Consider the following 13,553-nt stretch of genomic DNA (forward strand, 5'->3'; position numbering starts at 1 on the left):
CGTAATTTCAAAAACTAAAAACTCACAATCAACAACCTATCAAGCACAATTCCTGTTTGGTTTACTTCTATTTTAATTTTGTGTTTTCCTTTAGAAAGATTTGAAACTGGGAGTTTTACAATAGCACTATTTCGCAGTACATTTTCTTTCCAGGTATTGTCGCGGTCTTTAGTATTTATTTTGAAAAATTGAGCTGGATTTTCGTCAAGCTGTATTCCTATTTCGTGATCAAAATTATTAGAATGTGTTGGCAGTAAATGAACTTCTATTTCATAATTTCCTGCTGATTCTATTTCAAACTCATAGAAAACAGAAGGTTTTTCAGTTTTAAAATAATGTTGTTGAAACGGAAATAAAGTAATCGCATTATTGCTGAAACCCAAACCGTTTATCGTTTTCCATTGATAATCATTTGTTTCTTTTTTTGAAACAAATTGATTGGCTTGAATTTCGATCGCATTTATTGTTTTAACTGAAACTTCTTTTGAAAATGAACTTCTTTTTAAAGAATCAAAAACCGGAAGATTTCTGGGATGCATCGACATTATATAATTCCATTTTTCACCGCTTAATTTTGTATTGTAAAAATCTGTTAGTTCTTCTATTTTCTTATACGCTTTTGAAGATAAAACGGCATATTTTTCTTTTTGATCTGCGTTAGTTGTTATCGCTGCTAAATTCCAATACAAAAATTTATGGTTCATATATGCCGAACCTTTTACTGGATATTCGACCAATTGAAACCACGCGTCTTTTCTTTCTTTCGGAACAAACGTTTCTAAACTATCTACTTTTTTAATCAAAGTGTTATACGACTTTAATCTGTCCATAGATTCTTCAACAGAAAAATCAGAAAGTTTTACAGCTGTCGTCGGTTCGGTTTGACTCCAGCCCATAAATTCTGGTTTCCTTAGAAATGCGAGTCGATAATATTCATTCAAAACAAAACTCAATTCTTCAGAGATGTTTTCACTGAATTCTCTGGAAATCCATTTTTTCAAATAATCGTTAATTCCGTCCCATTTTATGCTGTTGATATTCCAAGCCAAATCCAGAAAAAACTCCGTATCATATTCCGCAGGTTTTATATCACCAACATTTACAATCCACATTTTATTGGCGCCATTTTGGTAGGCTTTTGTCATTTCATACCAAATTAAACCGGGTTGAGTAGTGCTCAACCAAAGATAATCGTGCGGTCTTCCCCAATAACTTATATGATAATAAACACCGCTTCCTCCTGCTCTTTTCTGTTCGTTTTCGTTACTCAAACGACGAATATAACCGTAATTATCATCGGGCCAGACCAAGGTGATATCGTCTGGAATTTTCAATCCATTATCATAGAGTTCCAAAACTTCTTTGTAGGGAATAAACGCCTGCGGAATTTGATTTAAAGGTTTGTTGAAAGTATTAGAAAGCATTTCGCGTTGGTTCAGAATAATTTTTTCGACCATTGCAATCGATTCTTGCAAATCTTTGGCTCCTTCCATTTTACTGTCGTGCACGCCACGCATTCCTAAAGTCATGATAGTTTCAATTTTAGCCGATTTTAATTCGTCTAAACGATCCTGCCAATATTTATCAACCTGCGTTTTATTGGTAAAATAATTATAATCACCGTTAATTTTCGGTTTCCATTCATCAACGTTATTCCGAAGCATGGGTTCTGCATGTGAAGAACCGATAACGATATGATATTTTTGAGCCATTTCTTTATTGCCGTAAATGGTAAAAAATCCTTTTGTTGACGGATGCATCGCTGGCCAAATCGTATTTGCTTTTAATCGGAGTAAAAGCTGAAAGATTTTCTCGTAGGTTTTTGGACCGATATCTCCTGTTTCTTTTTCAAAAGTTTTGGCTGCCCACGGCTGTAATCCCCAATCTTCATCGTTTAGAAAAATACCTCGATATTGTATCGAAGGCGAAGAAATTATCCCGTTTTGAGGAAGTTGTAAAGAAAGCTTTTCTTTTTTTATCGGATTTACATCTGCCCACCATTTCCACGGTGAAATCCCCAATTGTTCAGTGATTTCAAAAATAGCGTAAACAGTTCCTCGTATGTCTGAGCCTGTTATTATTAAATTTTCTTTTTCTTTTTGAATAGAAAATTTTTCCCATTGTCCCGATAATTTTTTTTGATTTGTTTTGTTTTTAAAAAGCGCATCTGAAATTTGGCCAATGTAAATTCCAGATTTTGAAAATGAATTTGTTTGAATTATTTCCGGTCGCTTTCCTGTCAATTCCTTAATATCATCAGCCATTTCATTTACAGCCCACACAATTAATAAATCTGTGTTTTTATCGATATAAATTGTTTGAGTTTTTTTTGAATCTGCAATAGTAAATTCAACAATATTTTTCTCCTGACTGTAGGAGTTTGCTATTGTAATCGCGAAAATGAATACGAGTAGTTTTTTCATTTATAATTCTTTTCTTTTTCTCGCAGATTTTGGAGATTTTACAGATTCATTTGGCTAAAGCCGATTCTATAATCTAAATTTTCTAACCCAGCTGAAGCTGGGGACTATTCAATTAAAATGGCCTCAAAAACTAAAAGCTCTAAGGCTAAAAACCTTAGAATCTTAGAAGCTTTGAAACTTTGAACCTCAAAAAAACCTATCTCCGAAGCCATTCCTTCGGGACATTTACAATACAAATATTCATTGTACGATTGTCTTCAGAAAGCATAGCCGACTGGATTTCGATTTTTGTTCCGTCACGATTAAAAGTCGGATGTACATGATCTGCAGCTGTTGTTTTATGGCCTGTAGTCAGCAAGATCATTTCGTCTGTCTTTCTATCAATTAAATATAAACTTCTCGAAAAATCATCGCCAACAGCCCATTTCCCGTCTGATGAACCGTGAACGTGCCATAAACCGCTTCCACTTTTGGTTTGACCTGCAATAATCATTTCACGAGTTCTTAAATTAACGATAGCTAATCCAGTTGGTTTTTCGCGTGTTCCTGCATTTCCCCAATTGCTTTCCTGACCCGGATTTTCTGGATTTCTAATTTCGCCGTTGGTAATAACTTCAACCGGTTTTTCATTCTGAATATCAATTTTTCGATGTCCCATAATCGCCATAGCAACTTCATCTTTAGAAATTACAGCTTCGTGCGTTACCCATTCATAATCAGCTTCTGGATATAAAGGTCTCAAACCTGTTCCGTCTGCCATTACAGTCCAAGTGCGTTGTGGAGATTTTCCTCCGGTTTCCCAGCAAAAAACCAATTCGCCCGGATTCCAGATATTAGATTGTATATGTCCTACCTGAAACGGAACTGAAATAACATGTTTGATTTCGCCTGTTTTTATATTTATACTGCTAATGCCACCAGGACCTGCGCCCATATTTCGCGGACCAGTACTTTTTTCAATTTTAATATTCGGGTCTAGATATTTTGCAGCTTCTTCTTTTCCAATTCTAAAATAAACTTTGTCTTCATTGGCATCCAAAGCCATGTCGCCAGAGGCTCCCATTTCTGGATTTGTAACGCCGCAAATGCGTTCGTATGCAGTTATAGGTTTCATTTTTCCTTTCTGACTGTCGGCAAAAACAGCTTCAAGATTGACTTCCATAACTTGCATTTTATTTTCGGTCTGACGCATAAAATACAGTTTCATTGATTTCTGAGCCATACAGAGCGTTCCCGAATAACCGCCTTCTGTAACCTGAACCATTACGCCAGATCTTTCATTTACTGCAACTGCATCTCCATTGGCTCTTTTGGTTCTAAAGATCAGCCATTCTCCATCTGCTGTCCATTGTGGATGCGTTGGATATGTTTTAGAATCTCCTGCCGAAGTTGTGGTTAAAAATGTTAATTCGTAGCCTGTAACGCGATCTTTGATAATCTTTTTTTCTGATGGAAATCGTTTTCCTATTTGACTGAAAGTTGTTATTGTACTTAATAGTAAAACGAAATTGAGGATTTTTTTCATGAGATTATTTGGAATTACTTTTTAAGTTAGGAGTTGGCAAATTGATCTCGCAAAGTCGCAGAGACGCAAAGTCTTAAAAATTCTCTCGCAGATTTTGCTGATCTAGCAGATTATTTCAATTAGAAAAAGAAAAAAGTCCCCAAAATCTGCAAAATCTGCGAGAAAAAACTTTGTGCCTTTGTAGCTTAGAACCTTTGAACCTAATAACTCATAACTTAGTCTTCAACTGCAAGGCACTATCATTCATCTCAAACTGATTGTTTTTTAAAAGTAAAATTATTTCTGATCCGGCTAATAAAACAGGGCCATAGCCGTGTGCTGCGAAGACATTTATCGGACGATAATAATAAAACGCGGGATCAAAACCCATTCCGGTTCCTACGCAGGTTCCTTCTACTTCTCCTTTTGCATTTACTTTTGAAGCAACGGCATTCCAAGCCAATAAAACTGCTGGCGAATACGCCATTTTATCGATATAACCACGATTAATGGCTCTTGCAATTGCATAAGTATATATTGCTGTCGCCGAAGTTTCTAGGTACGAATCATTTCGGTCTATTAATTGATGCCAAAAACCCGTTCCGTCCTGATATTGAACTAATCCGGCAATATGTTTTTGAAGCTGCGCTAAAACCTGAGGATATCCGGGATGATTTTTTGGCAGGACTTCTAATAATTCTACCATTGTCATAACTGCCCAGCCGTTTGCTCTTGCCCAATGAAACTGCGGATGAACCTGCATTGATTCTACCCAGCCGTGCATATAAAGTCCTTTTTGGCTGTTGAACATTCGTTCAGAAAATTGATTGACTTGTTTTACTGCATCGTCAAAATATTTGGAATCTCCTGTATAACTTCCCATTTGTGCCAAAGCAGGAACGCTCATAAACAAATCATCCAACCAAAGTGTGTTAGGCAATGGTCTGTTTCTGGCGAGAGTTCCATCTTTAAGACGGTATTCTTTTTCGGTTATATATTTTATGAAATTATTTATTACAGGATCAACATTATCTTTCAGACCGCTTTTTTTTGCTTTTATAAATGCTGCACACAAAGCACCATCATCGTCTAAAGCTCTTGGTTGTAAAACGGTGTGAACTGGCGAATTTTTTAAGTTTTCGCTTTTATAATTTTGTGCAACATCTGAAATTAATTTCAGGCGCTTATTGGTATAATCTGCATATTGTTTATTTCCAGTTGCTTCTGTTGCTAAAAGCATTCCTGCATAAGTTACACCCCACTCGTAACTGGTAAGTCTAAATGCTCCCGGAGAAAATATTATTTTTCCTTTGGCTTTTTTTAAATCTGTTACTTCCGAATTATCGCTTGCATTTAAAACCTTAGAGGCTGTATTTTCTTCTAAGAAAGTATATACTCTGTTTAATACCGATTCTATATTATTTTTTTCTGGAATAACATACGGCGTAACATAATCGGGCTGCATGGCATGTAGCGGTGTAGTTACATCGTTGGTTTGGGCATTTAATGCTGTGCCGATTCCAAAAGCACATAAGGTTATAATTTTGGATGCTTTATTCATGGTTATCGTTTAAAAATTAATCGAGATGAAATACTTCATTTAACGGTATGGCAACTGGAGAATTATCGGGATTTGTATCCATAATATCTGCCATATAAGCCCACCATTTTTTTACTATTGGGTGATTGGGTAAATAATCTTTATCAAAATCCGGACTGATTTTTTGAACTGCAAAAAGTATCAGCGTTTCTTCATCTAAAAAAATACTATAATCTTGTATGCCTGTTTCTGAAAGTAATGTTGCTAATTCTGGCCAGATCGTGGCGTGCCTTTTTTTGTATTCTGCTTCAAAACCTGCTTTTAATTTCATTTTAAAAGCATTGCGAATCGTATTGTTATGCTGCATTTTTAAGATTTTATTTTGCCACAGATTTCACAGATTAAAAGGATTAATCACTGAAATCTATGGCAGATTTATTTTCTTTTGCCACGAATTACACGAATTTACACAAATTATTTTTACCAATCTTGTTCTTACAAGTTTGCCTTCAAAGATTTGAAATTCACTTTAAGGAATCCCGCGTGCGATTTCTCCTTCGTCTAAATGACAAACTATGTGTAAAAAATTCGTGTGAATTAGTGGAATTAGTGGCAAAAAAAATATTATAAGTTTAATAACCAGTATTCTGCATTGCTGCTTTTTCATCTGGAGTTAAAGGTCTTCCGTTTGAATAAATTCCATCTAAGAAAGTCTGCGGAATTGGTCGAAGATTATGAAACTCCTGAATATTAGCTGCAGCTTCAATATTATAAGCTTTTGCTCTGGCTAATAAAGTTTTAGTTCTGCTCAAATCTTCCCAACGGTGAAACTCACCACAAAGTTCTCTTGTACGTTCGTTTAAAATCAAACATAATACGCGATCATAATCTGTACCGTATCCTAATTTTGCAATTACAGCCTGATCTTCTGCCGGTAAAGCAGCAATACTTGTGATTGATAAACTTGTTGCTGCAGTTGAAACGGCAATATTATTAGATTCATAATACGAGTTTTCTGGAATATAAGAAATCGGAATTCCTGCCTGACCGCTTACTGTCCACGCTGCCAAACCATCTACATAAGCAGCACGATTTTCTCCAGCTTTGTATGCAGCACGATTACGTACCACATTGATGTAAGGTAATGCATCTGAGAATGAACCTGATCCTGCTTTTGCCAATTTTGCTTTTGCTTCGGCAGCCATCAAATACGTTTCTGCAGAACGCGCTAGTACCATATCACGTGATCCTTTTGTATTACTTACATCTATTCTGTTTCCGTCAAGATGTTTGTTTAAAGAAGGGAATCTTACATCTGCCATTAATCCAACTTTGTCTGCTGCATAAGCTACAAAAACACTCGGAATTGTTTTTCCTGTTTTTGCGTACACAATTACATCTGCATTTTTTGTTTTGGCAAAACGAGTATCTGTAGCCTTGTTTATAACATACATAATACCTAAATCTCCGTTTGCATAATAGTTTCCAGATTTATTATTGATGATACTTTTGGTTTGAAAGCTTTTCCAAAAACGAGAATCGTTTACATGATCAAATACATCATAAACAAAATAAGTTGGTGCCAAACGGCTGAATGGTCTTCCTCCGGCAAGATTACGTTTCATTTGCGGCAGCTGATCATAAGTAGATAAGAAATGTAAATGCTGCTGATTTCCTCCTGTAGTTAATGTGCTTGCATTAAATTGTGCTGACAAAATTAACTCCGGAAGTTTTTCGTTTGCACCATCTGCAACTGTATAACTCCATAAATTATCATAATTTGCAGCTAATGGATGTGAAGCAATTACCTGATCTGATAAAGTAACTACTTGTTGTAAATCTGCTGTTTTTGTAGATGCATTCCAGCTGTCATTAATTTCGCTGGCTCTTGTTAAATATGCTTTTGCTAAATAATGCGCTGCCGCATCTTTTGTAATTTTAGCCGGCGCACCTGCATTTGATAATAAATTATAAGCTTGAGTAAAATCTGCAATTACTTGTGCTAAAACTTCTTCTGGTTTTGCTCTTGTAAATTCTAATTCAACTGTAGAACTAGTTTTTAATTTTAAAGGAACCCCTCCGTATTGTGTTACTAATTTTAAATAATTAAACGCTCTTAAAAAATAACCTTCGCCCAATGCAGTTTTTTTGATTGCTTCGTTGGTTGAAACAATATTAGTTGCGGCTTCGATTAATTGATTTGCATTTCCAATTCCGATATACAGGTTATCCCAATTGGTATTTGCGGCAACAGTATTTGCATTAGAAACAGTTACAAAAGCTTTAAATCCAGACGAATATGAATTCCATATCCAATTAGAAGGGTCACCTCCCGCGTGAAACTCATCAGTACCCGATTCTGTTGCTGTAAGTGGTACTTCGCTGGAAAATTCTGCAGCAAATACCTGATAGTATGTTCCAACTGCTAAAGCCTGAATTCCTGCTTCTGTTTTGTAATATTCCTGGCTGTAAGCCGTAGTAAGTTCTTCGTCTAGAAAATCTTTGTTGCATGAAGTACTTCCAAGAACCAATGCCGTAATAAGCATTATATTTATATATCGTTTTTTATAATTTTTCATAATGATCATTTTAAGTTAATTAGAATTCTACATTCATCCCTAAAGTTACACCTCTGTTTGAAGCAGTTGTCTGTGTATCCAAATCAGTCCATTTTAATTTAGTGAAAATCATACCTGGGTTACTTGCCTGACAATACAGTCTTAATTTGGTAAGCCCTAGTTTTTGTACTAAATCTTTATCGAAATGATAACCTAATGAAATGTTTCTTATTTTTAAGAATGAACCATTACGATAACCTAATACTGGGAAATAAGGATCTCCTGTTCCTGCTGAATATATTGGTTTTTGATATTCTGCATTAATGTTATTATCCGTGTAATAATCGATTTGTCTTTGGCTTCCTTTTGCTCCTTCGTTTTCTCCTAAAGTATCATATAAGTAGCCCATACGACCATAAACAAAGAATGAAAATTCTACATTTTTGTATACAAAAGTATTTGTTAATCCCACAATATATTTAGGATCTTTTGACCCTATAATAACTCGGTCATTATTAGCATCGATCTTGTAATCACCATTTTGATCTACTGGTCTTGCATTACCAAAAGAGAAAATGTTAGAACCGGCAGCTGCATTAAATTTTGCCATTTCTGCTGCATCTTCAGGTTTCCAGATTCCGTTGGATTCAAAACCATAAATTACATTTTGAGAATCTCCGATAAATAAGTTATTATTGATGTCGTCAAATTTTCCATTTTGTAATGATACAATTTTGCTTTGTTGATAAGAAGCGCTTAAATTAGAACTCCATTCAAAATCTTTTGTCGTTACGTTTACAGTATTCAAAGTAAGCTCAACACCTTTACTTTCTGTTTCACCTACATTTTGATAAGTATCTTTAACACCAATAACTGTTGGCACACTACTTTTTAATAGCAAATCAGTAGTTTTACTTGTATAATAATCTAATGCTCCAGAGATTCTGTTATTAAACATAGAAAAATCGATACCATAGTTAAACTGTGCTGTCTGCTCCCATCCTAAATTAACATTTCCAAGAGAAGTATTATTTACAACACCAGATCCGTTTGGATAAACAATTCCTGTTAATGGAGGCTGTGTTGCGTAAGCTGGTACTGCAGCATTTCCGGTAACACCATAACCTGCTCTTATTTTAAGCTGATTCAACCAAGTAACATTTTCTAAAAATTTTTCTTTGTTGATTACCCACGCTGCAGAAGCACTAGGGAAAAACGCCCATCTGTTTTCTGATGCTAATTGCGAAGCTCCATCAAAACGACCAGAAGCCGTAAGCAGGTATTTATCAGAATAACCGTAATTTACCCTTCCCATATAAGATAACAACCCCGTATCTGTAAGACCAGAAGAATAACCTGCAAGTGTTACATTCGCAGGGTTCAAAGCGTTCCATTTGTTTTCTGGATTTTTAATATCATTGGCAGACATCGCACTTTGCTCATTATGATATTCGGTCTGGCTCATTAATAAAGTCGCTCCAAAATTATGGTTCCCAACTGTTTTGTTGTAGAAAATCAAGTTATCAAGTGTATATGAAATTGTTTGTTCTTTGGCTAAAGAAGCAAAACTTGTCCCAGAACGAATAGCAGATTTACCATCTAAATATACACCGTCGCGAAATGACGTAAGATCTGGACCAAAATTAATACGGTATTTTAAACCATCTAGTGATTTAGATATGCCACCTAAGTCAAACTGCGCGTATAAACTACCAAAAGCACGAATTGTTGCACGCTGATCCTGAGAGTATTTGTATTCATCAACAGGAGTTCTAATCGTAGAATCTCCTCCAGGATTATCAATTCTTACTCCATTGGCGTCATAAGGAACTGCATAAGGAAGATTGGTTCTTGCAGTTGCATAAATTCCTCCAGAAGAGGTAACTGCAGTTCTTCCTACGTTAGATTGTCCATATTCATTTACTCCATAACTTGTATTAAGACTAGCTCCCATAGAGAACCATTTTGTCGGTGTAATATCAACGCTAGCAGTACCGCTGTAACGTCTGTAGCCTTGTCCTAGTAATGTTCCTTCATTATCTAAATATCCAAAAGAACCATAAGCTTTCATTTTTTCTGTACCACCACTTACTGAGATAGTATGCTGTTGTGTTATTCCTGTACGAGTAACAAATTTTGTCCAGTCGGTAGTACCAACTTTAGAACCATCCCATGTTGTAGTTATGTTTCCGTTGGCATCTTTCCATCCTTTTTCAATATTTGCCCATGAAGAAGGATCTGCAGAAGCAAGAAAAATTAATTTATCATTTTCAATATTCGGAGCGTCTCCTTTAGGAAAAGCAGATGGATTAGAATAATATCTTCCCCAACGACGAAATTCTATGTATTGTGCAGAAGTCATCATTGGTGCATTTTCATGAATAGTTTCCATCATGATAGAAGTATCATAGTTTAGCGTAAATTTTCCGTTTTTACCTTTTTTTGTAGTTACGATGATAACTCCATTCGCACCACGAGAACCATAAATTGCAGTTGCAGAGGCATCTTTTAAAACGTCAATCGTTTCAATATCAGTTGGATTCAAAAAATCTATACCACCAGAATTGGCATCAACGCTAATTTTTCCTGTAGAAGCATCAGTTACAAGTCTTGAGTTTAGAGGAATACCATCCACCACATACAATGGCGCATTTGAAGCCGAAATAGAACGTGCTCCACGAATCGTTATACTTCCTACAGTTCCAGGACGTTCGTTTGTAGAAACATCAACACCAGCAGCCTTTCCCTGCATTGCCTGAACGGCATTTACTACAGGTCTTGATGCAATTTCATCTGCACCAACGCTTACAATAGATCCGGTTAAGTCTTTTTTCTTCTTTACACCATATCCAACAACAACCACTTCTTCTAAAGAATTATCGTCTTCTTTTAGCACAATATTGTAGACAGTTCCACTTCCAATAGTGACTTCTTGTTTTTTAAAACCAATAAAAGTATAGACCAGAATGCTTCCCGGAGAAGCACTTATTGAATACGTTCCGTCCAAATCGGTACTCACACCATTTTGACTTCCTTTTGTAGTTACATTCGCACCCGGAATTGGTAGTCCCGCTGCATCTGTTATGGTTCCTTTTACCATTTTGTTTTGCGAATAACCAGATGTGTGCAACAGCGCAAAAATGGCAAAAATCAGCAAAAAATTAAGCTTGTTTTTCATAAAAGTTAAAGTTTGGTTAGTTAATCAGTTTACTCAAATTTATTTAGGGTAATGCTTCCTACTATCCTGTAGTATCCTGCTAAACTTCAATACTTTATTATTATTTGTTGTGATTTTTTTAACAAGAAAACCGCTCAAGCCCTTATTTTACAGTAAAAATCATTGTGAAAAATGTAATTTTGATAATGAAAATTTTATCAATTTATTTTTCAATTATTTTAATTTATTAACTTAAAAATTTATAAATAAAAATATAAACAGGATTTTTTGATAATTATAAATAAATTTCAAAAAGCAGGACGCCACAGGATGGTATTTTCAAAACGTGCAGATAATTTTACAATTGTACAAAGAAATAAATTAAAGTATTTACCTACTAAATAAGAGTATTTGTACCTTCTTATTTTGAAAAAATAAAGTTGAAAAACGTTTAAGAAATCTCACTAAATCTTATAAACAAAATTATATTTCGTGAATGTCTTTTTATGAAAATAACCAAATAATATAAAGAAAATACAGCTTAATAAATCTAAACTCTATGTAAAATAATGGATCACGAACAAAAGATTGACATTAAGATTATTTCACATTCAAGCATTCCTAAATATATACAGGTAGCAGAGTGCATAATAAATGAAATAAATTCAGGCAAGCTGAAAATTGGAGAAAAAATGCCGTCTATTACAGAATTAAGCCAAAAAAGTGCTTTGTCTCGTGATACAATAGAAAAAGCATATAAATATTTACGCAGTAGAAATCTAATCTATTCCGTTATTGGACTAGGTTATTTTATTACCGCAAATGATTCCCCAGACCTGCTTAGTATTTTTTTCTTAATCAACAAGCCCAGTTCTTATAAAATGGAAATTTGCAATGCATTTGTAGATGCAATAGGTGCTAAAGGAAATGTTTCAGTATCACTTTATTATTGTGATGAAAATTTATTTATTGATGCTTTAAAGAAAAATATTGGCTTATTTGATTTTTATGTAATTATACCTCATTTTTCAAACAAGAGCAGCAGGCATCAAAGCAATACAGACAAAGCGTTGAGTGTACTTGAAAGTATGCCCAGAGATAAACTTATTTTATTAGATACAGTAAAAGAAGGAATTACAGGAAATTATGGCGCAGTCTATCAAGATTTTAAAAATGATATCTACGAAGCATTAGAAAAAGCATTAGATAAACTCAAAAAGTATAAAAAAATCATTCTAATATATCCAACTAAAACTGTATTTCCGTATCCTGAACTCATCGCTACTGGATTTAAATCATTTTGTATGACTTATGATTTTAGTTTCGAAATTATAAACGATATTCACAAAAACTTTACATTAGAAAATAATGATGCCTACATTACAATCCATGAATCAGACTTGGTAAATTTAATGCAGCAAATCAAAACTAAAAACTTAGTATTAGGAAAAGATATTGGCGTTATTTCATACAATGAAACACCGCTAAAACTATTACTTGATATTACAGTCGTTAGCACTGATTTTAGAGCAATGGGTGAACTTGCAGCAGATCTGATATTATCTAATAAGAAAGAAACGATTAAAAACGAATTTAAATACATTGAGCGAAACTCTTTGTAATGAAAACTATTTAAAGAGCGTTATTGTATCTGTTAGGTTTTCTGCAGTTATAAACGTTTCAATATATTCTTGCACCGCATTCCTATTTTCAGCTGCAGTTTCAAAAGAATTAATATGATATTCGTCATCCTGATCTAGAATGTGTATTATTTCGGTATAACCTTTTGAAATCAAACTTCCTTTAAGTTTTATTACAGTTGACTGCTGGCGTCCGTCTAAATCTTTTCTCACTTTTAAATGTATAGCTTTTTCCATTGTAAAGATTTTATGTTAGAAGATTCATTTGTATTTCAAAACAAATATATTATTTAGAACCTTACAAACAACGGTGAATAATCACAATTAACATATTACTTATCAACAAGTTATTCTCTAAAAGAAGATCATTAAAAATACAACATTCTCTGCTTCTATCTCAGTATTTAGTAGATCTTACTATAAAATATATAGAGATATAAAATTTATTTACCAAAATAAACTTTATATAAGAGAAAAAGCGAGCTAAATATCCATTAAAAAGAATAAAACAATTATTGGCCAAGTCCTGACTTTTCGCTGTAGTGATTTTAGAAAAAGGTTTTATATAAATAATCACTGTATTTTGATCTAAAAAAAATCCAAACATTTCTAAAAACAAAAAACCCTATCCGATATGGATAGGGTTTTTCAAAGAAAGGCGACGACATACTCTCCCACAATACTGCAGTACCATCTGCGCAGGCGGGCTTAACTACTCTGTTCGGGATGGG

At 34.4% G+C, this 13,553-nt stretch carries 9 protein-coding genes; 1 reads left to right on the forward strand and 8 read right to left on the reverse strand.

The window, feature by feature from the left end:
• Window positions 1-14 precede the first annotated feature (14 nt).
• The 6 genes from EV144_RS23195 to EV144_RS23220 form a co-directional block, all read right to left on the reverse strand.
• Window positions 15-2,423 carry a glycosyl hydrolase 115 family protein gene (locus tag EV144_RS23195; protein WP_134151527.1) on the reverse strand — a complete coding sequence of 803 codons (2,409 nt, stop codon included), beginning with the start codon at window positions 2,421-2,423 and terminating at the stop codon, window positions 15-17.
• A gap of 196 nt (window positions 2,424-2,619) precedes the next feature.
• Window positions 2,620-3,948, reverse strand: coding sequence for a hypothetical protein (locus tag EV144_RS23200; RefSeq protein WP_134151528.1), 1,329 nt, complete (start codon window positions 3,946-3,948; stop codon window positions 2,620-2,622).
• 208 nt (window positions 3,949-4,156) lie between these two features.
• Window positions 4,157-5,488: a glycoside hydrolase family 105 protein gene (locus EV144_RS23205; RefSeq protein ID WP_134151529.1), complete on the reverse strand. Its 1,332-nt coding sequence runs from the start codon at window positions 5,486-5,488 to the stop codon at window positions 4,157-4,159.
• Window positions 5,489-5,504: 16 nt separating this feature from the next.
• Window positions 5,505-5,834 (reverse strand): L-rhamnose mutarotase, encoded by a 330-nt coding sequence (rhaM, locus tag EV144_RS23210; RefSeq protein WP_134151530.1) that lies wholly within the window; start codon window positions 5,832-5,834, stop codon window positions 5,505-5,507.
• Window positions 5,835-6,099: 265 nt separating this feature from the next.
• A complete protein-coding gene (locus EV144_RS23215) occupies window positions 6,100-8,046 on the reverse strand; it encodes a RagB/SusD family nutrient uptake outer membrane protein (RefSeq protein WP_134151531.1) in 1,947 nt (648 codons plus the stop codon).
• Window positions 8,047-8,065: 19 nt separating this feature from the next.
• Window positions 8,066-11,203: a SusC/RagA family TonB-linked outer membrane protein gene (locus EV144_RS23220; RefSeq protein WP_134151532.1), complete on the reverse strand. Its 3,138-nt coding sequence runs from the start codon at window positions 11,201-11,203 to the stop codon at window positions 8,066-8,068.
• Window positions 11,204-11,751: 548 nt separating this feature from the next.
• On the opposite strand from EV144_RS23220, the gene EV144_RS23225 reads away from it, so the two are divergent.
• Window positions 11,752-12,804, forward strand: a complete 1,053-nt coding sequence (locus EV144_RS23225) for a GntR family transcriptional regulator (RefSeq protein ID WP_134151533.1) — start codon at window positions 11,752-11,754, stop codon at window positions 12,802-12,804.
• 6 nt (window positions 12,805-12,810) lie between these two features.
• Here the strand turns inward: EV144_RS23225 and EV144_RS23230 are convergent, their stop codons facing one another.
• Both EV144_RS23230 and EV144_RS24295 read right to left on the reverse strand, forming a co-directional pair.
• Window positions 12,811-13,059 (reverse strand): hypothetical protein, encoded by a 249-nt coding sequence (locus tag EV144_RS23230; protein WP_134151534.1) that lies wholly within the window; start codon window positions 13,057-13,059, stop codon window positions 12,811-12,813.
• Window positions 13,060-13,370: 311 nt separating this feature from the next.
• Window positions 13,371-13,553 (reverse strand): hypothetical protein (locus EV144_RS24295; protein ID WP_208326876.1); only part of this gene is annotated, 183 nt, incomplete at its 5' end.

The sequence above is a fragment of the Flavobacterium sp. 270 genome (assembly GCF_004368785.1).
Taxonomy (GTDB): Bacteria; Bacteroidota; Bacteroidia; order Flavobacteriales; family Flavobacteriaceae; genus Flavobacterium.

What these genes read in the sequence shown, in the direction of transcription:
- EV144_RS23225 (WP_134151533.1), top strand. Translation starts at nt 11,752, where the DNA reads ATGGATCACGAACAAAAGATTGACATTAAGATTATTTCACATTCAAGC.
- EV144_RS23200 (WP_134151528.1), bottom strand. Translation starts at nt 3,948, where the DNA reads ATGAAAAAAATCCTCAATTTCGTTTTACTATTAAGTACAATAACAACT.
- EV144_RS23230 (WP_134151534.1), bottom strand. Translation starts at nt 13,059, where the DNA reads ATGGAAAAAGCTATACATTTAAAAGTGAGAAAAGATTTAGACGGACGC.
- rhaM (WP_134151530.1), bottom strand. Translation starts at nt 5,834, where the DNA reads ATGCAGCATAACAATACGATTCGCAATGCTTTTAAAATGAAATTAAAA.
- EV144_RS23215 (WP_134151531.1), bottom strand. Translation starts at nt 8,046, where the DNA reads ATGAAAAATTATAAAAAACGATATATAAATATAATGCTTATTACGGCA.
- EV144_RS23195 (WP_134151527.1), bottom strand. Translation starts at nt 2,423, where the DNA reads ATGAAAAAACTACTCGTATTCATTTTCGCGATTACAATAGCAAACTCC.
- EV144_RS23205 (WP_134151529.1), bottom strand. Translation starts at nt 5,488, where the DNA reads ATGAATAAAGCATCCAAAATTATAACCTTATGTGCTTTTGGAATCGGC.
- EV144_RS23220 (WP_134151532.1), bottom strand. Translation starts at nt 11,203, where the DNA reads ATGAAAAACAAGCTTAATTTTTTGCTGATTTTTGCCATTTTTGCGCTG.